Annotated in this window: 19 protein-coding genes; 14 read left to right on the top strand and 5 right to left on the bottom strand. The window is 65.7% G+C overall.

The genetic code is table 11. The annotated features are described in order from the left end of the window. Window positions 1-29 precede the first annotated feature (29 nt). From ACVWY6_RS03700 to ahcY, 3 genes are all read left to right on the top strand, one after another. Window positions 30-209, top strand: a complete 180-nt coding sequence (locus tag ACVWY6_RS03700) for a rubredoxin (protein WP_030164608.1) — start codon at window positions 30-32, stop codon at window positions 207-209. Window positions 210-310: 101 nt separating this feature from the next. After that, window positions 311-1,009, top strand: coding sequence for a TetR family transcriptional regulator (locus tag ACVWY6_RS03705; protein ID WP_457536225.1), 699 nt, complete (start codon window positions 311-313; stop codon window positions 1,007-1,009). A 40-nt stretch (window positions 1,010-1,049) separates the two neighbouring features. Then, window positions 1,050-2,528: an adenosylhomocysteinase gene (gene ahcY, locus ACVWY6_RS03710; protein WP_317711795.1), complete on the top strand. Its 1,479-nt coding sequence runs from the start codon at window positions 1,050-1,052 to the stop codon at window positions 2,526-2,528. A gap of 105 nt (window positions 2,529-2,633) precedes the next feature. Here ahcY and ACVWY6_RS03715 read toward each other — a convergent pair whose 3' ends face one another. The 4 genes from ACVWY6_RS03715 to ACVWY6_RS03730 all read right to left on the bottom strand — a co-directional run bounded on the left by ACVWY6_RS03715 (window position 2,634) and on the right by ACVWY6_RS03730 (window position 5,836). Further along, window positions 2,634-3,119, bottom strand: a complete 486-nt coding sequence (locus tag ACVWY6_RS03715) for a hypothetical protein (RefSeq protein ID WP_400728363.1) — start codon at window positions 3,117-3,119, stop codon at window positions 2,634-2,636. A gap of 357 nt (window positions 3,120-3,476) precedes the next feature. Then, a complete protein-coding gene (locus tag ACVWY6_RS03720) occupies window positions 3,477-4,334 on the bottom strand; it encodes an Rv0361 family membrane protein (protein WP_457536228.1) in 858 nt (285 codons plus the stop codon). Between the two features lie 187 nt (window positions 4,335-4,521). Next, entirely contained in the window at window positions 4,522-5,013 is a 492-nt protein-coding gene (locus ACVWY6_RS03725; RefSeq protein ID WP_457536229.1) for an Rv0361 family membrane protein, read from the bottom strand. A gap of 187 nt (window positions 5,014-5,200) precedes the next feature. Further along, on the bottom strand, window positions 5,201-5,836 hold the full coding sequence (locus ACVWY6_RS03730; RefSeq protein WP_062798812.1) for a dTMP kinase: 636 nt from the start codon (window positions 5,834-5,836) through the stop codon (window positions 5,201-5,203). A gap of 105 nt (window positions 5,837-5,941) precedes the next feature. Here ACVWY6_RS03730 and mtrA point away from each other — a divergent pair, with 105 nt between their 5' ends. The 10 genes from mtrA (at window position 5,942) to ACVWY6_RS03780 (ending at window position 18,906) form a co-directional block, all read left to right on the top strand. Continuing rightward, window positions 5,942-6,619: an MtrAB system response regulator MtrA gene (mtrA, locus tag ACVWY6_RS03735; protein ID WP_023955897.1), complete on the top strand. Its 678-nt coding sequence runs from the start codon at window positions 5,942-5,944 to the stop codon at window positions 6,617-6,619. Next, a complete protein-coding gene (gene mtrB, locus ACVWY6_RS03740; protein WP_023955896.1) occupies window positions 6,616-8,256 on the top strand; it encodes an MtrAB system histidine kinase MtrB in 1,641 nt (546 codons plus the stop codon). Before mtrA ends, mtrB begins: the two co-directional genes overlap by 4 nt. Then, a complete protein-coding gene (lpqB, locus tag ACVWY6_RS03745) occupies window positions 8,249-10,015 on the top strand; it encodes an MtrAB system accessory lipoprotein LpqB (RefSeq protein ID WP_030164586.1) in 1,767 nt (588 codons plus the stop codon). The genes mtrB and lpqB overlap by 8 nt, the downstream gene beginning before the upstream one ends. Before the next feature lie 94 nt (window positions 10,016-10,109). Further along, window positions 10,110-10,793 (top strand): ComF family protein, encoded by a 684-nt coding sequence (locus tag ACVWY6_RS03750; RefSeq protein ID WP_457536231.1) that lies wholly within the window; start codon window positions 10,110-10,112, stop codon window positions 10,791-10,793. A gap of 283 nt (window positions 10,794-11,076) precedes the next feature. Continuing rightward, window positions 11,077-11,859 carry a ribosome hibernation-promoting factor, HPF/YfiA family gene (hpf, locus tag ACVWY6_RS03755; RefSeq protein WP_457536232.1) on the top strand — a complete coding sequence of 261 codons (783 nt, stop codon included), beginning with the start codon at window positions 11,077-11,079 and terminating at the stop codon, window positions 11,857-11,859. A 129-nt stretch (window positions 11,860-11,988) separates the two neighbouring features. Further along, entirely contained in the window at window positions 11,989-14,814 is a 2,826-nt protein-coding gene (gene secA, locus ACVWY6_RS03760; protein ID WP_457536234.1) for a preprotein translocase subunit SecA, read from the top strand. Window positions 14,815-14,967: 153 nt separating this feature from the next. Next, window positions 14,968-15,597, top strand: a complete 630-nt coding sequence (locus tag ACVWY6_RS03765; RefSeq protein ID WP_457536236.1) for an Rv3235 family protein — start codon at window positions 14,968-14,970, stop codon at window positions 15,595-15,597. A 91-nt stretch (window positions 15,598-15,688) separates the two neighbouring features. After that, a complete protein-coding gene (locus ACVWY6_RS03770) occupies window positions 15,689-17,128 on the top strand; it encodes a WS/DGAT/MGAT family O-acyltransferase (RefSeq protein ID WP_023955889.1) in 1,440 nt (479 codons plus the stop codon). A 29-nt stretch (window positions 17,129-17,157) separates the two neighbouring features. Further along, complete coding sequence (locus ACVWY6_RS03775) at window positions 17,158-17,679, top strand: DUF6912 family protein (protein WP_457536238.1); 522 nt, start codon at window positions 17,158-17,160, stop codon at window positions 17,677-17,679. Between the two features lie 105 nt (window positions 17,680-17,784). Further along, complete coding sequence (locus tag ACVWY6_RS03780) at window positions 17,785-18,906, top strand: ferredoxin reductase (protein WP_457536875.1); 1,122 nt, start codon at window positions 17,785-17,787, stop codon at window positions 18,904-18,906. 110 nt (window positions 18,907-19,016) lie between these two features. On the opposite strand, the gene ACVWY6_RS03785 is transcribed toward ACVWY6_RS03780, so the two are convergent. Continuing rightward, window positions 19,017-20,447, bottom strand: a complete 1,431-nt coding sequence (locus ACVWY6_RS03785) for a DEAD/DEAH box helicase (protein WP_023955887.1) — start codon at window positions 20,445-20,447, stop codon at window positions 19,017-19,019. A 416-nt stretch (window positions 20,448-20,863) separates the two neighbouring features. Between ACVWY6_RS03785 and ACVWY6_RS03790 the strand changes: the two genes are divergently transcribed. Further along, window positions 20,864-22,165, top strand: coding sequence for a fatty acid desaturase family protein (locus tag ACVWY6_RS03790; RefSeq protein WP_023955886.1), 1,302 nt, complete (start codon window positions 20,864-20,866; stop codon window positions 22,163-22,165). The last annotated feature ends 25 nt before the right edge of the window (window positions 22,166-22,190 follow it).

Consider the following 22,190-nt stretch of genomic DNA (forward strand, 5'->3'; position numbering starts at 1 on the left):
TTCAACACATCACCACCGAGGACATCACCATGAACTACAAGCTGTACGTCTGTATGCAATGCGGGTTCGAGTACGACGAGGAAAAGGGTTGGCCCGAAGACGGAATCGCGCCGGGAACCCGCTGGGACGACATCCCGGATGACTGGAGTTGCCCGGACTGCGGTGCCGCCAAGGCCGATTTCTACATGGAGGAAGTAACCCGGTCTTGACCACCGATGCGGTGGTGCCGTTGCGGCCCGGTGTCGCGGTGCGCGCGGGCACGCGCACACGGGCCGACGGGCGCACCGCCGCCGACCGATATCCTGACCGCATGTCTGAACCCCCTGTCGAGCCGGCGTCGGCACGCCACGCACCACGGGGCACAGCATCAACGGACGTCGGTTCGGTCCCGGCGCCGCAGACCTCATTCGCGCAGGCGAGCAAGAAGCTGTTGCGGGACAGCCTTCTCGACGGGATGCGTGATCTCCTGCGTACCCGCGACTGGTCGGCTGTCACGATGGCCGATGTTGCGGCGGCCTCCGGGGTCAGCAGGCAGACCGTCTACAACGAGTTCCGTTCGCGACAGGGCCTTGCCTCGGCGTACGCGCTGCGGTTGGCCGACGAACTCGTGGACCTGGTGTCGGCCGCGATCCTGGCGCACGAGGGGCAGGCGAAAGTCGCCTTGGCCGAGGGGTTCTCGGACTTCTTCGCGACTGCGGCCGACGACCCACTCATCCAGTCGTTGCTCACCGGGCAGGCGAAACCGGATCTGCTCCGGCTGATCACCACTGATGCGGGACCGTTGATCACGCAGGCCAGCGCCAGGGTGGTGGTGTTGTTGCAGACGAGCTGGGTCCAGGCGGACGAGACGGCGGCGGTGAGGATCGCCCGTGCCATCGTCCGGATGGCGCTGAGCTATGTGTCGATGCCTCCCGAGGCCGACCGCGACGTCGCAGACGATCTGGCCGAGATCTTTGGGCCGGTGGTGGATGCCGCAGCCGGGGGCCGGGTCGGTTCATCCACCCGTTAGCCTGGTACCCATCATCCAAGTTGGACTTGAGGAGTGGTTAATGACATCGGTCCAGACCGGTTCGCTCACGGCGGACAACCGCAACGGTATCGACTTCAAGGTCGCCGACCTTTCGCTTGCAGAATACGGGCGTAAAGAGATCGGCCTGGCCGAACACGAGATGCCGGGCTTGATGGCACTCCGACGCGAATATGCAGATGTGTTGCCGCTCAAGGGAGCTCGGATCTCCGGATCTCTCCACATGACCGTGCAGACCGCTGTGCTGATCGAAACCCTGGTGGCTCTCGGCGCCGAAGTGCGTTGGGCCTCCTGCAACATCTTTTCCACCCAGGACGAGGCCGCCGCGGCCATCGTCGTCGGACCTCACGGCACCGTGGACGAGCCCAAGGGCGTCCCCGTGTTCGCGTGGAAGGGCGAGAGCCTCGAGGAGTACTGGTGGGCTGCCGAGCAGATGCTCACCTGGCCCGGCGAACCGGCCAACATGATCCTCGACGATGGCGGCGACGCCACCATGCTGGTGCTGCGTGGCGCTCAGTTCGAGAAGGCCGGGACCGTGCCACCCACCGACGACGACACCGATTCGGCTGAATACAAGGTGTTCCTGTCGCTGCTGCGCGAGCGGTTCGAAACCGACAAGGGCAAGTGGTCGGCGATCGCGGAGTCGGTTCAGGGCGTCACCGAAGAGACCACCACCGGTGTGTTGCGGCTGTACCAGTTCGCAGCTGCCGGCGAGCTGACCTTCCCCGCCATCAACGTCAACGACTCGGTCACCAAGAGCAAGTTCGACAACAAGTACGGCACCCGCCACTCGTTGATCGACGGCATCAACCGCGGCACCGATGTCCTGATCGGTGGCAAGAAGGTGCTGATCTGCGGCTACGGCGACGTGGGCAAGGGCTGCGCCGAGTCCCTCGCAGGCCAGGGGGCTCGCGTGCAGGTCACCGAGATAGACCCGATCAATGCCCTGCAGGCGTTGATGGACGGATACGACGTCGTCACGGTCGAGGACGCGATCGGCTCCGCCGACATCATCATCACCTCCACCGGCAACCTCGGCATCATCACCTTTGAGCACATGAGGCAGATGAAGCACCACGCCATCCTCGGCAACATCGGTCACTTCGACAACGAGATCGACATGGCCGGCCTGGAAGCGTCGAAGGATATGACCCGGATCAACATCAAGCCGCAGGTCGACCAGTGGATCTTCCCCGACGGCAAGGCAATCATCGTCCTGTCCGAGGGCCGTCTGCTCAACCTGGGTAATGCCACCGGGCATCCGTCGTTCGTGATGAGCAACAGCTTCTCGAACCAGGTCATCGCCCAGATCGAACTGTGGACCAAGAACGACGAGTACGACAACGAGGTCTACCGGCTGCCGAAGGCCCTCGATGAGAAGGTCGCGAAGATTCACGTCGAAGCGCTCGGCGGCAAGCTCACCAAGCTCACCAAAGAGCAGGCCGAGTACATCAATGTCGATGTCGAAGGGCCGTACAAGCCCGAGCACTACCGGTACTGATTTACATCTGAACTGGTAACGACCACCGAAATGGTGGGTCCAGGGGCATCACTCAGTGATCGCCTCGGGGCCCACCATTTTTGTTGTCGGGGCCTGTGATGGCGATCAGCCGGTGATGATCCCGCCGCCTTCTGGTTCGTCGGCGGTGGAACGCTCGGACAGGCTGGGGCAGAAGCGCCACTGATCCTCTTCGTTGCGGAATGCCCAATGCACCTCGCCTGTCTCGGACTCGATCGTCATCACGCCGTCGATCTTGCCGACGATGCCGCTGACCGTGACGTCCTGGATGTCGATGCGGGCGGTGATCGACCCGTTGCGGTCGAAGAGTTGCTGATACCCCGCCACGGACTCGGTTCGTGAGTCCGCGGCGCAGGCCATGTCGTGCAGCCCGATCGCGTCCTGGTCGTTGATGAGCTGAACACGCTTTTCCGCAGCGGCCTGGACGGCATTTTCCTCGGCCGTACCGTCCAGTCGGCCGGTTGTGGTGACCGGGCCCTGGGTGGATGAGGACGGTGCTGCAAACGGGTCGCTGTTGTTGCCGCCGTTGAACGAGAGGACGGCGGCCAACGCCACGGCCAGCACGACCACCACGCCGATGACTCCGGCGACGATCAGTCCGCTGTGTGAACCTCGTGGAGGCGGGGGTGGAGGCGATCCCCATGGGGCCGGCCGCCCGAAAGGCTGGGCCGGCGGGGGAGACGGGTTCCATTGACCGGAAGGTGTGGGCCCCCACTGCCTCGGCCCCGGTGCCTGCCATGGACCGTTCTGTCCTGGTCCGTTGCCGGCACCATGCCGGCCGCTCGGTGGGCCGGGCTGTTGTGAGCCGCCTTGACCGGGATGCTGCTGACCGTATGTGCCGGGCCGTCCGTAGGGCTCCGACGGACCTGGGTCACGCCAGGGCGACGAGCCCGGTGGTGGGTGGGTCAAGGAGTCCTTCCCGAGGACCGCTCAGATTTCTCGGGTCGAGCAGATCAGCCAGTCCCCGGAGCGGTTCTCCATGTCGAAGGTATAGCGATTGGTGTCGAGGTCGGATTGGTTGTCCGGGTCGACGAAGGTCAGTGACACGGTTGCCTGCGCGCTGTCGCCGGTGACATCGATACCGGTGACCGAGTTCAGCTTCATTCCCACGGTGGCGGTGTCCTTGGCCTGGATGTCCTCGATCGTCGCCTCCTCGGCGCCACAGGTGACCGCGATCGCCGCGTCCCAGTCGCGCGCGGTGAACGCCGTCGTGTACTCGCGCACGGCCGTCTCGATCTGCTCCTCGGCGTCGGCGGTCGACGTCTGCGAACTGTCGGTGGTGTCCGACGATCCGGTGGTCTCCGAGGTCTCCGTCGAACTCGTCGGCGAGGCTTTCGGGTCGTCGTCGTCGCCGCCGAGAACCAGGAACAGCACAACCCCCAGGGCGATGACCACGGCCGCCGCGATCCCGATCCCGATGATCCAGGGCGTCTTCGACGGCTTCGGCCCGGGGGGAGGGCCGTATCCCGGGCCGCCGGGGCCGCCTCCCGGTGGCGGCGGGGTGGCGCCGTACGGCTGCTGGTAGCCGCCGTACTGGCCGGAGTTGTACTCACCCGGGCGGTACTCGCTTGTCGGTTCGTACTGCGGTTGTCCGCCGCCGGGCGACGAGGGTTGTCCCCAGCCGGGCTGTTGTCCGGCCTGACCGCCCCAGGTGGGTTCGCCGGGCTGGCCCCAATTCGGCTGCTGCCCCGGTTGCCCGCCCCAGGTCGGTTCACCCGGGCCGGAACCCCAACGAGGGTCGCCCTGGTTGTCGCCCGAGCCGTAGGGGCCTTGCGGTGGTTGCGTCATCGGGGCCTCCGGGCGAGTTCGGGAGCGGCTGGGGTGTCAGCTCGGTGTGGGGTGAATAGCGTTTGCGCAGCGGCGGTTTGCTGTGTTCGAACATTACTGGGGATACCGGCACCCACCAACAGGGGAGTCGACCACACGCCGGGTCGTTGCCGACATGTGATGGTGGTGAGAGGCGGTTTCCGTGGAATCAAAGATAATGGATGGGTGATTCACTATCGCTTGGTTGGCACATCTTCCAGCCGGTTTGTTCGCGACTGAAGTGTGTGAGTTCGGCAGGCCGGGCGGAGATGGCCCCGTTCGTCGGCCCGGCGACCGCCAGCGTCACGTGTGCGGTTGCCATCTGGTTGTCGCCCGATCCGATGAACTGGATGTCGGCTATGCGGGTGACACGGATGAGCGCTCCTCGCTCAGGCGGCCCGAGGGCCTGGACGATCTGGTGGGCCACGACGCCCTGCTGATCGCAGTACGTGAGCGAGAGCGCGGCCGGGTCGCGGCGATTGAGTGCGTCGATCTGCTGGTGGACCAGTTCGCGGATCTGGCTCTCGTCGCCGGCCGCGGCCGGTCGCAGAGCAAGAGCGGACCACACCAGCACGATGTTGAGGACCAGGACAACCAGGGCGAGCAGGGCTGCGGTGCGGACGGGTACGTACTGAGTCGGGTGGGGCAGCGTCAGGCTCATGCGCTGACCTCCCTCCACCTGGATCGTCCCGCGCGGGTGCTCCTCGGGGACGACCTAGGTCTCTGGTCGAGAGGCTAGTGATGCGACGGTATGCGGCAGCGGACATAACGGCTGTCGTTGCAGTGTCTTGACCGAGTTGTGATCGCTGGTCGGCACTTGGCTATCGCGCACCCCGGGGAGGTCGTCGCTAGATGGCGATCAATCGGTCCGCGAGTTCGGGATCTGCCTCGGTGCCGAGGCGCGACCACGGCGACATCCAGCCCATCTCGGCGAGCGCGCGGTAAACGAGTCCGGTGCGTTCCTGGAGCTCGTGGTCGCGCTCGTAGTGGTCGCGCAGGCGTGAGGCATCCAGCTCGGCGCGCGACTTGGCCCTGCCGATGGCGACATCGGTCGGAACGTCGAGCAGCAGATGATGATCGGGTACCGGCAGTCCGAACCTGCTGAACTCCAGAGTCGTCACCCACTGCACCACTTCGCCATCGGCATCCTGCCCCAAACGGGCTGCGCTGTAGGCGGCGTTCGACGCCACGTAGCGGTCGAGGATCACGGCGTCGTTGGCAGCCAACAACTTTCGCAGATACTCCGCGGCGTCGCGGCGATCGAGGGCGAACAGGATCGCCATCGCGTGCACGCTCGAACGCAGATCGCCGTGCTCTCCGTGCAGTGCCTCGGCGGCGATGTCGGCGGTGACGGACTCGCTGTACCTCGGGAACGTCAACGTCTGCACCCGATAACCCTGTGTGGCCCAACGGTTGACGAGTCCGGTGACCAACGTGTGTTTGCCGGCGCCGTCGAGACCTTCCACCGCTATCAATACGCCCACTCCTGCAGGGTAGCCGCGTTCGGCGGCCAAACGCCGCAGCCCGGTGGGATGGGCCGGTCGGCGCGTCAACCACAAATAAGGGCCATTCGGTGACACGATGAGACGATGAAACCCAGGATTCTGGTTGTCGATGATGATGCGGCATTGGCGGAGATGCTCACCATCGTGCTGCGCGGAGAGGGTTTTGAGCCCTTCGTGGTCGGCGACGGCACTCAGGCGCTGACGGCGGTCCGCGAGATCCGGCCGGATCTGGTGCTGCTGGACCTGATGTTGCCTGGGATGAACGGGATCGACGTGTGCCGGGTGCTCCGGGCGGACTCGGGAGTCCCGATCGTGATGCTGACCGCCAAGTCGGACACCGTCGACGTGGTCCTCGGGCTCGAATCCGGCGCCGACGACTACATGATCAAGCCGTTCAAACCCAAGGAACTGGTCGCGCGGGTGCGTGCCCGCCTACGTCGTACGGAAGACGAACCGGCCGAATTGCTGTCGATCGGCCCGGTCGAGATCGACGTTCCCGCGCACAAGGTGACGCGTGAGGGCGTGCCCATCTCGCTGACCCCGCTGGAGTTCGATCTTCTGGTGGCGCTCGCTCGCAAACCCCGTCAGGTGTTCACCCGGGACGTGCTGCTCGAACAGGTGTGGGGCTACCGGCACCCGGCCGACACTAGGCTGGTCAACGTGCACGTTCAGCGCCTGCGGGCCAAGGTCGAACACGATCCGGAAAACCCAGAAGTGGTTCTCACGGTGAGGGGGGTCGGCTACAAGGCCGGACCACCGTGATCGGACGCCCTCGGCGCCGCATCAATGGTTCATTCGGGCCCTGGATGCGTCGGGTGGGCGCGGTCGGAAGGATCGTCGGACAGCTGTGGCGGCGTTCGCTGCAGCTGCGTGTTGTCGTGTCCACGCTCGCTCTGTCTTTTGTGGTCCTCCTCATCCTGGCCTTTGTCCTGACCAGTCAGATCACCGATCGGCTGCTCGACCTCAAGTTGCAGGCCGCCACCGAAGAACTCGACCGCACCCGGGTCGCCGTGGAACGCGACCTCTCCGGCGCCGATCCGAACACCTCACTGGTCAACCGGCTGCGTCAGACCCGATCGATCCTCACCGACCGCGATGTCGACTCGGGCGATTCATCGGGTGTGGTGGGTACCTTCGACACGGTGTTGCTCGCACCAGGCTCCGGGCCCACCGAACCGACAGGCGTTGGGCCGGTGGGGGAGATCCCGGAGAACCTGCGCCAGATGGTGCAGGGCGGCCAGATCGCCTACCGATACTCGTCGGTGACGGGGTCTAGTGGGCACCAGAGTCCCGCGCTGATCATCGGCAGCCCCACGAACTCCGACATCCCCGGCCTCGAGCTGTATCTGGTCTTCCCCCTCACCAATGAGGAGAACACCGTCTCGCTGGTGCGGGGCACGATCTTCACCGGTGGAATCGTTCTGCTCGGGCTCCTCGCGGCCATCGCGATCCTGGTGTCGCGGCAGGTGGTGATCCCGGTCCGATCGGCGTCGAGGATCGCGGTGAGGTTTGCGGACGGACGCCTCAAAGAACGCATGCCGGTGCGCGGCGAGGACGACATGGCCAGGTTGGCAATGTCGTTCAACGACATGGCCGAGAGCCTGTCGAAGCAGATCACCCACCTCGAAGAGTTCGGCGGTCTGCAGCGTCAGTTCACCTCGGATGTCTCCCACGAACTGCGCACCCCTTTGACCACCGTGCGGATGGCCGCCGACGTGCTCTACGAGAGTCGCGAACAGCTCGAGCCGGTCCTCAAGCGGTCGGTGGAACTGCTGGACAAAGAGCTCGATCGATTCGAGACCCTGCTCAGTGAGTTGCTCGAGATCTCCCGCCACGACGCCGGTGTGGCGGAACTCGCCGCCGACAGGCTGAACATGTCGATTCCGATCGATGCCGCGGTGAGGACGGTGCAGCATCTTGCCGACGAGACGGACACCGAACTGATCCTCGATCTCCCCGACGAACCCGTGATCGCGGAGATCGACCCACGACGAGTGGAACGTATTCTGCGAAATCTGTTGGCCAACGCCATCGACCACGGCGAACAGCGACCGGTGACGCTGACGATGCGCAGCGACGGTGATGCAGTCGCCGTGACGGTGCGAGACCAGGGGATCGGTCTGCGACCCGGTGAAGAGAAGTTGGTGTTCAACCGATTCTGGCGGTCTGACCCCTCGCGGTTCCGGAGGTCGGGTGGCACCGGCCTCGGGTTGGCCATCAGCGTCGAAGATGCGCGACTGCACCAGGGCCGGCTCGAGGCCTGGGGAGAGCCGGGGCAGGGCGCCTGTTTCAGGCTCACGCTTCCGCTGGTCCGTGGACACAAGGTGCTCGGCAGTCCGCTGCCGCTCAAGCCGCCGTCGATGCGACGCAGCCGGGATTCGGGGCAGACCCATGTATGAGCGATCGAGGACCCTGCGGACCGGGATCGTACTGGCGGTGATCATCGCTGCGGCGGCCCTGCTGTCGTCGTGTGTGTCGATCCCGAACAACTCCAGTCCGCAGCCGCTGGGGTCGCTCGAACGGCATCAGCCCACCCGCAACGTCCCCACCCCGCGCCCGGACATGGACCCCGAGGCCTTGGTCCGCGACTTCCTCAAGGCGTCGGTGCAGCCGGGATCGGGCCATCTCGCGGCACGTCAGTTCCTCACGCAGGAGGCGTCGAACTCCTGGGACGACCAGGGCGGGGCACTGCTGCTCGACGAGATCAACGTGCTCAGTGACAACCGCACCGACGACACCATCACGGTGCGGGTGAACGGCGAGAACACGGGTGAACTACAGCCGAGCGGCCAACTGATCCCGAGCTCGGGACGGATCGAGACCCGGTTGTCGCTTCGCAAGGTGGACGGGCAGTGGCGCATCGACGGTCCGCTCCCGGTCGGGGTGGTGATGGACCGCGAACAGTTCGAGTCGTCGTACCGGCCGCACGTGCTCTACTACCCGAGCACCGACGACCAGCACCTGGTGGCCGATCCCCGGTGGATGTACTCCGGCGGCGATCAGCTCGCCGACCAGCTCATCGGTCTCTTGATCGCCGGACCGGTCGACGACCTACGAGGCGCCGTCACCAACGAATTCCCTGCCCGGTCGTCGCTGCATGGCTCGATCGAGTCGCTGCCGACGGGCGGGATCCGACTTGATCTCGCCGGGCTCAACGGTGTGGGCGACGCCGAACGTAATCGGCTTGCGGCGCAGATCATCTGGACGCTCAGCGAGTCCGACATCACCGGGCCGTACGTGATCGACGCCGACGGCGCACCGCTCGACGAACGACACTCGGGCGGATGGCAGACCAGCGATGTGGAGTCGCTCGATCCCAGCCCGGCACCGGACTCACCGATGGGACTGCACATCATCCGCGGCGGATCGTTGTCGCTGGTGGCCGACAATGCGGTCACACCGGTGCCCGGGGCGCTCGGTTCGACGCGCAGTCTGTTGTCAGCCGACATCTCGGCCAACGGCAGGCGGGTGGCGGTGGTGTCGCAGAATACTGCGCCGGGTCCGGCGCCGCGCCTGGCGCTCGCGGTCGGGGACTACGGCGCCGCCGTCACCCCGGTGCTCGAGGGCGAGATGATCACCCGGCCGTCGTTCGCCGGCGACGACCAGACGATGTGGGCAGTTGTCGACGAAACCCGGGTCACGCAGGTGACCCAGGGTGCCGGTGGTGGACAGATCACCGAGACGGAGGTCGACTCGTCGGCCATCAGGGCGGTGGCCCAGGGGCCGATCACCGAACTGCAGGTGTCGCAGGACGGTGCCAGGGCCGCGATGATCGTGAACGGTCAAGTGGTGCTCGCCGTCATCGAGGACCGGGCCGACGGCAGGCCGGTGCTCACGAACGCGCAGGGCGCCGCGGCGCTCAACATCTCGGGTGCGGTGTCGCTCGACTGGTTGAGCAGCGAGATGCTCGTGATCGCGAGGAATGCTTCCGACGGACCTGTGGTGCAGTTGCGGATCGACGGCACGCCACCCGGGGCGCTGCCGAGCGGCAACCTCAGTCCGCCGGTGACCGCGGTGGTGGCCGGCCAATCGACCATCTATGCCGCGGACAGTCGCGGAGTGCTCAGGCTCGGGAGCACCAACGATGAACCCGACCAGTACTGGAGTGAGGTCACCCCGACGATGGGGTCGGGCGCAATCCCCGTCCTGCCTCACTGAGCCCTGCGGTGGACAACCATCGGGCTGTGGACAACCACAGCGGACACAGTGGCGCGGCCGTTGTGAGAGTGGCTGTCGCCGCGATGATGGCGGCATGGTCAGACGTGTGGTCGATGCCCTCGCCGACCTGGTGGTGCCGCGACTGTGTGGCGGCTGTGGACGACCCGGCCTGAACTGGTGTGCGCAGTGCGCACTCCTTCTCGCCGACGCACCCACGGCTGTGCAGACCCGCGTGCCACTCCCGGTGCCGGTCTATGCCGTTGGTCCCTACACCGGGCCGCGCCGCCGGGCGATCCTCGAACTCAAGGAACACGGCCGCGTCGATCTCGCCGCGCCGCTGGGACGGGCGCTCGCCGACGCACTCCGGATCCTCGATGGTTGGTCAGAGTTGCCGATGGCCACGAGCCTGGTCCTCATCCCGGCTCCGACGAGGAAGCTCTCGGCACGTCGGCGCGGTGGCGATCCCGTGACCGCGGTCTGTCGGTCCGCCGCGGCGCACCTGGGGTCGGCGGTGGTGGTCCTCCCGGTCCTGACGACGTCGCCGTGGGCCCGGGATTCGGCCGGACTGTCGGCGTCTGCCCGCAGCGCGAACCTGGCCGGCGCGATAGGCATCGGCGGGCGTGACCGCCGGGAGGTCGCGACCGCGAGGGCCGGCGACACCGCTGTCGTCTTGGTAGATGACGTGGTGACCACCGGAGCGACGGCGGCCGAATCGATCAGGGTTCTTGATCGAGCAGGAATCGGTGTACACCTGGTGCTCGTGATCGCAGCAGTGTGACGGGGTTTTTCGTGCGTTCATCCGTTGTCGCCGAACATGTTTCGTGGCGCAGTGGTAGGGGTCTTGAAGTCGGGCGGCGCGCCGTCGGAGGTGAACACCTGTTGACGAAACTGTGGCGAACACCTGCCGGGCGGACTAACGTCAGGGGTGCGATCTGATTGCCAGACCCAAGGCCACCGACGGTGGCGACGGGGGGAGGTGATGCCGAACATTCAGACCGGTACCAGGTCGCTTGCGGCCGCGGTACCGGAAGTCCTGTTCACCGATCCAGGAGGTATCGCAAGTGACGACAAGTGTCGGCAGGAATGCCGTTTCCGAATCCAGCGTCGACAAGCAAGCGAGTGTCGACCCCGAAGCCGCAGGTGCCCCCGAATCCGCCGCGCACGACCCGTTTGATCCCGGCATATACATACGAACCGAATCCTCTGACGCGCCGTCGCGACCTGATGCCGAAGTCCAGGTCAGTGGCCGCAACGTCGAGATCCCCGACCACTTCCGCGTCCATGTGATGGACAAACTCTCCCGGGTGGAACGTTTCGATCCCACGATCTTCCGCTTCGATGTGGAACTGCACCACGAACGCAACCGCCGTCAGTCGAAGATCTGTCAACGACTCGAGATCACCGCACGCGGCAAGGGCCCCGTGGTTCGAGGCGAGGCCTGCGCCGACAACTTCTACGCCGCCCTGGACGCGGCACTCACCAAGCTGCAATCCCGTCTGCGTCGCACCAAGGACCGGCGCAAGGTCCACCACGGTCTGCGCACCCCGATCTCCGTTGCCGAAGCGACCGCCGCCGCTGATCCGCTCCTGAACGGCAATACGGCCGCACCGGCCGGCGAGGTGGAAGACGACCGATGGGCCGACCACAGTCCCGAGGCCGCGGGCCCCGGTCAGATCGTCCGGATCAAGGAACACGACGCGGTTCCGATGACCGTGGATGACGCGCTCTACGAGATGGAACTGGTCGGTCACGACTTCTTTTTGTTCCATGACAAGGAAACCGACAAACCCACGGTTGTGTACCGGCGCCATGCGTTCGATTACGGATTGATCCGTCTGTCCTGACCGTCGAGAGGCACCTGATCTGCCTCGCGTGACCGCGATGGCGCTGACCGTGGCTACCATGGAATCCGACCTGCTCCGAATCTGCAGGTCGGATTTCGTGTGTAGTCAATTGGATCGAGGATAAAACCAGTGCTCAACAAGCTGCTGCGCGTCGGCGAAGGCCGGATGGTCAAACGCCTGGATGCCATCGCTTCGCATGTGGAGACGCTCGACAACGAGACCGAGGCGCTGACCGACGAGCAGCTGCGGGCCAAGACCGACGAGTTCAAGGAGCGCTACGCCGGTGGCGAGGCGCTCGACGATCTCTTGCCGGAGGCGTTCGCGGTCGCCCGGGAGGCCGCCTGGCGGGTGCTCTCGCAGAAACACTTCCACGTTCAGATCATGGGCGGCGCCGCCCTGCATTTCGGCAACATCGCCGAGATGAAGACCGGTGAGGGCAAGACCCTCACCTGTGTGCTGCCCGCCTATCTCAATGCGTTGGCCGGCGACGGCGTGCACGTGGTGACCGTCAACGACTACCTCGCCAAACGTGACTCCGAGTGGATGGGCCGTGTGCACCGCTTCCTCGGGCTCGAGACGGCCGTCATCCTGACCGGGATGACGTCTGATCAGCGCCGCGAGGCCTACAACGCCGACATCACCTACGGAACGAACAACGAGTTCGGTTTCGACTATCTCCGCGACAACATGGCGCACTCGCTGAACGACCTGGTGCAGCGCGGGCATCCGTTTGCCATCGTCGACGAGGTCGACTCGATCCTCATCGACGAGGCCAGGACGCCGCTGATCATCTCCGGTCCCGCCGACTCGTCGAGCAAGTGGTACGCCGAGTTCGCCCGCATTGCGCCGCTGCTCAAGAAGGACGTGCACTACGAGGTCGACATCCGTAAGCGCACCATCGGTGTGCACGAGGAGGGTGTCGAGTTCGTCGAGGACCAGTTAGGCATCGACAACCTGTACGAGGCGGCCAACTCGCCGCTGGTGAGCTACTTGAACAATGCGCTCAAGGTCAAAGAGCTCTTCGAGCGTGACAAGGACTACATCGTCCGCAACGGTGAGGTCCTGATCGTCGACGAGTTCACCGGCCGTGTGCTCGAGGGCCGGCGTTTCAACGAAGGTCTGCACCAGGCGATCGAGGCCAAAGAGCGGGTGGAGATCAAGGCCGAGAACCAGACCCTGGCCACGATCACGCTGCAGAACTACTTCCGCATGTACGACAAGTTGTCGGGCATGACGGGTACGGCGCAGACCGAGGCCGCCGAGCTCGACCAGATCTACAAACTCGGTGTGCTGCCCATCCCGACGAACAAGCCGATGGTGCGCGTGGATCAGACGGACCTGATCTACAAGACCGAGGAGGCCAAGTTCGATGCGGTGGTCGACGACATCCTCGAGCGTCACCAGAAGGGTCAGCCGGTCCTGATCGGTACCACCAGCGTCGAGCGGTCCGAGTACCTCGCCCGGCAGCTCAAGAAGCGTGGCGTCCCGCACAACGTGCTCAACGCCAAGTTCCATGAGCAGGAAGCCCAGATCATCGCCGAGGCCGGTCGCAGCGGTGCGGTCACCGTGGCCACCAACATGGCCGGCCGCGGCACCGACGTCGTGCTCGGCGGCAACCCCGACATTCTGGCCGACATCCGCCTGCGCAAGGCGGGGCTGGATCCGGTGGACACTCCCGAGGAGTACGAGGCCGCGTGGGACGAGATGATCGAGCTCGTCAAGAGCGAGGTCGCCGACGACGCGGAGAAGGTCCGGCAGGCCGGCGGGCTCTACGTACTGGGTACCGAGCGACACGAGTCCCGCCGTATCGACGACCAGCTCCGTGGTCGTTCGGGCCGCCAGGGAGATCCCGGCGAATCCCGTTTCTACCTGTCGCTCGGTGACGAGCTGATGCGCCGATTCAACGGCGCAGCCCTCGAGGCGATCATGAACCGGGTCAACCTGCCGGACGACGTGCCCATCGAGGCCAAGATGGTCACCAAGGCCATCCGCAGCGCACAGACCCAGGTCGAGCAGCAGAACTTCGAGGTGCGTAAGAACGTCCTCAAGTACGACGAGGTGATGAACCAGCAGCGCAAGGTGATCTACGCCGAGCGTCGCACCATCCTCGAGGGCGAAGACCACCGCGAGCAGGTCCAGCGCATGATCGACGACGTCGTCGGTGCCTACGTCGATGCCGCCACGGCCGAGGGGTACGTCGAGGACTGGGACTTCGAGCAGCTCTGGACCGCCATCAAGACGCTGTACCCGATCGAGATCGACTACAAGGAACTGGTCGAGGAGAATGAGTTCGGCGAGCGCAAGGAGATCAGCGCGCAGGAACTTCGCGACATGCTGATCGCCGACGCGCATGCTGCGTACGAGAAGCGTGAGAAGGAGATCGAGTCGATCGCCGGCGAGAACGCGATGCGTCAGCTTGAGCGGACCATCCTGCTCAGTGTCCTCGACCGCAAGTGGCGTGACCACCTCTACGAGATGGACTACCTGCGCGAAGGTATCCACCTGCGCTCGATGGCGCAGCGTGATCCCGTGGTCGAGTACCAGCGCGAGGGTTACGACATGTTCACCGGCATGCTCGAAGGCCTCAAAGAGGAGTCGATCGGCTTCCTGTTCAACGTGGCTGTCGAGGCGACACCTGCGCAACCGGCTGCCGCGGTTGCACCAGCTGCTCCCGCCGCGCCTGCTGCCCCCACCGCGCCGGCCCCCTTGCCGACCGGACAGCCGGCCCCGGCGCGTAAGCCTGCTCCGGCAGCCCTGCGCGCCAAGGGGATCGACGACTCGGACGATGCCGCACTGACGTACAGCGGTCCGTCGGAGACCGGTGGCACCGCAGTCCGCCAGACCGGTTCGTCGAACGGCCAGGCGTCCGGCACGCGCAAGGAGCGGCGCGCTGCCGCACGCGCAGGCACCAAGACAGGTGGGCCCAAGCCGGCCAAATCGCGCAAGAAGCGGTGACACAAACGGCGATCTGAGGTCGCCGTCAGCGTCACCTCTCCGGACAAAGGAACCCGGATACCGCAGGGCACGTCGTACTGCTGGTATCCGGGTTCCCCGGTTTACCGGGCCGGCCACCAGTGCCGGTCATGTGCCGATGGGTCCGGGGGGACCATGACAACAACAACGCTCGGGACGGCCACGGAGCTCGCCCCGACCTCAGATTCGAGCTCACCCGCACACGAGGGTCCGTTCGCATGTTCCCGGCCGATGGGGGAGTCCCATTCGTCCGCCGCGGAGGTCGTGGATCGCGCACTTCTGCGGGTGACCGCTGCACCTCGATACGAACCGGAACCGGTGGATCCGAGTCAGCCGCGGGTGATCACACTCGGCCGGCCGGCTCCGCTCCGTCGATCTCCGGTACCCGTGGTGCCCGACGGTGTGGACCTCGAGATCCGGCAATTCGCCATTGGGGCAATCAAACTCGTGCTTGAGGTGATGAATCGTCGCCGTCCCGTGACGCAGTTGTCGGCAGTGGCAATTCCGCATATCGCCGACCAGTTCCGCACGCTGCTGTCCTCTGGAACCGACCGGGGTGGCCCGCCTGCGGCGTTGCTGCGCCTGCATACACAGAGCATCCGGCCGGACGTCGCCGAGATCACCGTCGTCTACGGACGGGGCGACAGAGTGTTCGCGATGGGCGCTCGTGTGGAGCGCCGCTGGGTGGTGATGCGCGCAGCCGAACCGGGGGGAGCACGCCGCCGAACGCAGCGCTGTCTCCTGACCGCTGTGACCGTCGGATGATCGGCAACCATGCGCTCGCCTGCCGCGACGCCGCAACGCCGGCGTGGCGGACAGGTGGGCCCGTTCGGCCACCGACGGCTAGCATCGAACTGTGAATCGGCTGTCGCCCCAGGACTCGATGTACTACTACCTCGATGAGCGCGGCACCACCACGCAGGTCGGATCGCTTCTGATCCTGGAACGTCGACCTGGGGGACTGGACTACGCGAGTCTGCTGACGACGGTCGAGTGCCGTCTGCAACTGGTACCCCGATATCGGCAGAAGATCCGCGAGGTGACGCTGGGGTTGGCGCGGCCGGTATGGGTCGACGACCGCGACTTCGACATCACCTATCACGTGCGGCGATCGGCACTGCCGAGCCCCGGTGCCGACGACCAGCTGCACGATCTCGTGGCGCGCCTGATGTCGCGACCGCTCGAGCGCAGTAGGCCGCTCTGGGAGATGTACCTCGTGGAGGGCCTCGCAGACGACCGGGTGGCCATCCTCACCAAGACCCACCGGGCGCTGGTCGACGGGCACGAAGCGCTCGAGATCAATCAGGTCATCGTCGACGACACCCGCGAACCCGCCCAGATGCCCGAAGACCTCTGGCTTCCCGACCGGGAGCCGAGCAACAGCGAGCTGGTGGTCGGGGCGATCACCGACGTCATCACCCGGCCCTGGGAGATGGTCGACCAGGTGCGAGCCGCCACCAACCAGGTGACCTGGTTGGGCCAGGCCGTCACGGCGACGGCCCGCAGGGTGGAGACGGTGATGAAGATGGCGGCCAGCACCGCGCCCGCGAGTCCACTCAACGGCGCGACGGCGCCCACCCGTCGTTTCACGGTCGCCTCGTTCGCGGTCGAGGACTGCGTCGACATCGCCGAGCGGTACAGCTGCCAACCCAACGACGTGATCCTCGCTGCCATCGCGGGGGCCATCCGGCGGTGGCTGCTCTCCCGCGAGCAAGCGGTCGACCAGGTCGAGACGATCCGCGCGATGGTCCCTCTCTCGGCGTACCCGGTCGACAACGACGCGGCGGAGTCCGACGCCGACATCGAGGCCCGTGGCATGGCCACGTCGGCCGAATGGATGGCAGGCGGTCTACACGGGTTTGTCACCGATCTCCCTGTGGGAGAAGCCAATCCGGCTGTGCGCCTCTCGCAGGTCGCGCAGCTGGCCGAACGGCACTCGCAGTCGGGCCGGCGGGGATCGGTGGGCGTGGAACCCTGGATACCCGAGATCGGGCCGGCGACCTTCCATGCGATGAGCGCGCGCGCGACAGCCTCGCTGTCGCGTCGGTCGTTCAATCTGCCCATCACGATCGCCCGGGGTCCGAGGGCGGCGCAGTATCTTGGTGGCAACGAGATCCTCGCGATCTATCCGGTTCCCGTCCTGGTGCGCAACCGCGCGCTGGCCGTCGGCCTGACCTCGTACAACGGCCGGATCTACTTCGGCCTCAATGCCGATCGCGGTGTGATGTGGGACCTGGGCGCGATGGCGGAGTACCTCACCGACTCGTTCGACGAATTGCTTTCCGGCGCGCGCTGAGCCCGTGCCGGTCCCTCGAGAAAGGTCACATGAGAATCTATCTGCCCGCCACACTGTCGATGCTGTTCGAGCTCAACCAGTCCGGTGAGTTCTGGCCGGTCGGCGGTACGGCCTTCGCGCTGACCCCGGCGCTCCGAGAGGCGTACCACGACGGTGACGACGAGGAACTCGCCGAAGCGGCCATCCGTGAAGCGGCCAGGGCGTCGCTGCGGTTGCTGGCGGCGGAGGACGACGATCGGTCCGACGAGGACGGACAGGCCCAGCTACCTTCCCGGCGTGTGGTGATCGCGGCGGACGTCGACGAGGTGAAGCTGCGGCCCGACCTCGACGTCGCGGTGGTCAAGGTCCCCCCGGTGGTGGACCGCTCGGCGATCGCGTCGGTTCTCATCGACGGTGGTGATGCCGAGGACAAGGTGGTCCGAGCTGTCGGGCTGGTGGACTCGGCCGACCTCGGCGACGAGGACTCCGAGCTGGCGATCGGCGACGTCGAGGATTTCGACCTGGGTTGGTATGCAACGCAGGAGCTTCCGTTCCTGCTGGAGCTGCTCTAGGCGCGCCGGCGCCGACCTCCCTGTGCGCCCGTTCGACGCGTAACCTACGGTTGCGTAAGTTTGCGCCCGAGAATTGACGGCGGCAGTTGAATGGAGGCACTTCAGATGGGTTGGCGAGAACGTTTCGAGGCACCGGTGCGGGGCATCGCCAGCAGCAACCGGGCGGCTAACACCGTGCGGGCGGTGGCGGCAAGGATCACCACCCCGTTGTTGCCGGACGACTATCTGCACCTCGCGAATCCGCTGTGGTCGGCGCGTGAGCTGCGCGGCAAGATCGTGGAGGTCCGGCCGGAGACGCCGGACTCGGCCACCATCGTCATCAAACCGGGGTGGGGTTTTTCGTTCAATTACCTTCCGGGCCAGTACATGGGGATCGGGGTGCTCGTCGAGGGGCGCTGGACCTGGCGTTCGTATTCTCTGACGTCGGTGCCGCAGACCTCGGGAGGTGCCCGTAGCCGGGTGGTCACCATCACCGTCAAGGCGATGGCCGAGGGTTTCCTCTCCGGGCACCTGGTTCGGGGCCTGGCACCGGGCACCGTGGTCCGGCTCGCGCCGCCTCAGGGTGAGTTCGTCCTTCCCGCCGACCTGCCCGAGAAGCTGCTGTTCGTAACTGCCGGTAGCGGCATCACCCCGATCATGTCGATGCTGCGCACGATGGAGTCGCGCCACCAGCACACCGATGTGCGACTGATCCATTCGGTGCCCACGGCGGATGACCTGATGTTCGGCGCGGAACTCGAAGCGATGCAGGCGGGCGGGCTGCTCGACGCCCACATCCAGTTCACCCGCAGCGAGGGCAAGGTGGACATCGAGCGTCTCGACGCTCTGTGTCCGGATTGGGCGTCTCGCCAGACCTGGGCCTGTGGCCCGGCCGCACTACTGGATTCGCTGACCCACAAGTGGACCCAGGCGGGGCTGCGGGACCACCTGCACATCGAGCGGTTCGCGTTGGAGCGTGGCGAGGTCGGTGCCGAGGGCGGCACGGTGACCTTTTCTCGTACCGGCAAGACGGCGACCGTGGACGGTGCCACCACACTGATGACGGCCGGCGAGGATGTCGGTGTGCAGATGCCGTTCGGCTGCCGGATGGGTATCTGCCAGAGCTGTGTGGTGATGCTCGAGAAAGGCTGCGTGCGAGATCTGCGCAGCGGCGCCGAACACGTAGAGGGCGAACGAGTTCAGACCTGCGTCAGTGTCGCGGCAGGGGATTGCACCCTCGAGGTCTGACCCGTAGAACGCACACCGACCCCCGATGATGTGCTGTTCTGGCGGAACTCACCTGGAGGTTTGTTCGCCAGAAGGGCACATCATCGGGGGTCGGGACGTGTAGCGGGGCTCTAGCGTGCGGAGCCGGTCCGGCTGGAGGTGCTGCTGCGACGGCTGCCGCCCTGGCCGGTGTGGCCGCGGGTACGGCCGTTCTCGGCGCGGCCACCTTCGGATCGTGCGCTCTGTCCCCGGCCACGACCCTCATACGGCGCGGAGCCGTTGGCGGTGGGGCGAGGACGACGCGAACCGGCCGAGCGGCTGCCCGGCGCCTTGGCGGTCCGGTTCGGGACGTTGCTCACGGCAGGCGGGGCAACTAGGTCGGCCGGTTCGCCGACCAGTGTCTTGAGCTGCTCGGAGTCGGCGGTCACCCGGATCGGGGTGGCCTTGATCGCGGCCTTGCGCAGCAGTTGCGACATGTCGCGACGCTGTTCGGGAAGGGTCAGGGTCACCACGTCGCCGGCACTGCCCGCGCGAGCGGTGCGGCCCGAACGGTGAAGGTATGCCTTGTGTTCGGTGGGCGGATCCACGTGCACAACCAATTCGACGTCGTCCACGTGCACGCCACGTGCCGCGACGTCGGTGGCGACGAGCACACGGGCCTTTCCGCTGGAGAAGGCGAGAAGGTTGCGGTCGCGGGCGCCCTGCGACAGGTTGCCGTGAAGGTCGACGCTGGGGATGCCGGCGTCGGTCAGCTGCTTGGCGAGCTTGCGGGCCTGATGCTTGGTGCGCATGAACAGGATCCGGCGACCACGTCCTGAGGCGAGTGCGAAGACGACGCCCTTCTTGGAGTCCTGTCCGGAGACCTCGAAGATGTGGTGGGTCATCGCGGAGACGTGCGAGGTGGCCTCGTCGACCGAGTGCATGACCGGCTGGTTCAGGAAACGCTTGACCAGTTTGTCGACACCGTTGTCGAGCGTGGCCGAGAACAGCAGACGCTGTCCGCCTTCGGGCGTCGCGGTCAAGATGCGGGTGACGCCGGGGAGGAAGCCCAGGTCGGCCATGTGATCGGCCTCGTCGAGGATAGAGATCTCGACGCGGTCCAGACGCACTAGACGCTGGCGCATGAGGTCTTCGAGGCGGCCCGGGCAGGCCACGACGATGTCGACACCGGCGCGCAGAGCGGAGGCCTGACGGCCCTGGGGCACGCCACCGAAAATGGTGGTCACGGTCAGTCCGAGAGCTGCGGCCATGGGCTGCACCACTGCGGTGATCTGCGTAGCGAGCTCGCGGGTGGGGGCGAGGATCAGACCACGCGGTCGGCCGGCACCGGCCGAGGTGCCCTCGGCGAGCCGGGCCACCAGCGGAATGGCGAAAGCGAGGGTCTTGCCACTACCGGTCTTTCCGCGACCGAGTACGTCGCGACCGGCGAGACTGTCGGGCAGCGTGTCGGCCTGGATGGGGAACGGGGCGGTGATGCCGCCGGCGGTGAGCACCTTGACCAGGCGCGGGGGAACGCCGAGGTCGGCGAAAGTGGTTGAGGCAGGACTGGATACAGAAGTCATCAAAAAATCACGTTTTCCGTGTTACGCGGTGCTCCGAGCTCGATTCACCGCTGGTTGGCGCGACTGCCGCTGATCAGGGCCGAATACCTCGGCCACCATTCGGTGGGCAGTAACGATCGCCGTGTGAAAGCTCGGTGGGGTTGATCAACTCGCACATGATGCGCATCGAATCTCTTCGGGTGCGACGGTGCGAGGAAGCAGTTCCACGACGGTTCCGCGCATATGGCGCGGAGTACCCGTCAACTATAGCCCGCGATCGCCGCGTTCTGGGTATTCGCCCCTGCGTGACCTGAGTCTCACCGCACTGGACAGCCTCGGAATCGGAACCTACGATTGCGTAAGTTACGTTCCCGTAGGTTGCTCTCTCGATCCGGTTCGGCCTCCCCCCAATCCTCGAGAAGAGAGGTTTGATTCAGATGGCAATTGCTGACATCCCCGAGTACGCCCACCTGACCGACGCCGATGTCGAAGCGCTCGGCGCGGAACTCGACGCGATCCGCCGCGACATCGAATCCGTCCGCGGCGAGAAGGATGCCAAGTACCTTCGCAACACCATTCGTTTCCAGCGCGGCATGGAGCTGACGGGCCGCGCGCTGCTGTTCGGCGCCCGCGACCGCAAGCTGTGGGCACTCGGTGCCGGCGCCCTGGGCGTCTCCAAGATCGTCGAGAACATGGAACTCGGCCACAACGTGATGCACGGTCAATGGGACTGGATGAACGACCCGGAAGTGCATTCGACCAGCTGGGAATGGGACAACACAGGTCCATCCGCCCACTGGAAGCACACGCACAACTTCATCCACCACAAGTACACAAACGTGCTGGGGATGGACGACGACGTGGGCTACGGATTGATCCGTGTGACCCGGGATCAGCGGTGGAAGCCGTTCAACCTGGGCAACCTGGCCTACAACACGCTCCTCATGCTGTTCTTCCAGTACGGCGTCGCCGTCCAGCACCTCGAACTCGGCCGGGTCGCCGCGGGCAAACACCCCAACCCCGACGAGTTCAAGAAGGACCTCAAGGACGTCGGCATCAAGGTGGGCCGGCAGATCGGCAAGGACTACGTCGTCTACCCGGCGCTGGCCGGCGCGACCAATCGCTCGTGGACGAGCTGGGGACGGGCGATGACCGCCACGCTCGCAGGCAACACCATCCGCAACATCTGGACCAACGCAGTGATCTTCTGCGGTCACTTCCCTGATGGAGCCGAGAAGTTCACCAAGCAGGACATGGAGAACGAGACCCAGGCGCAGTGGTACTTGCGGCAGATGCTGGGCAGCGCCAACTTCCATGCGGGCAAGCCCCTTGCCTTCATGAGCGGCAATCTCTGCTACCAGATCGAGCACCACCTGTTCCCCGATCTGCCGAGCAACCGGCTCGCGGAGATCTCCGTGCGGGTTCGCGAACTGTGCGAGAAGTACGACCTGCCGTACACCACGGGCCCGTTCCTGGTGCAGTATGCGAAGTCCTGGCGCACCATCGCCAAACTGTCGCTACCGAACAAGTACCTCAAGGCGACCACCGACGACGCACCTGAAACGGCGTCCGAACGACGCTTCAAGTCGCATCCCGAGCAGCGACTCGTCGCCGAGATCGACCCGGCCACAGGCCGCCGCCGTGGATTGCGCAGTGCGATCAACAGTCTTCGCGGTCGCCGTTCACCGGTGATCTCCATCCGTAAACGCACTCAGACCGACGGCGTCAGGGCTGCCTGAACGTACCGGGTCGCCCCCGACAACC

It is taken from the genome of Williamsia sp. R60 (assembly GCF_054063855.1).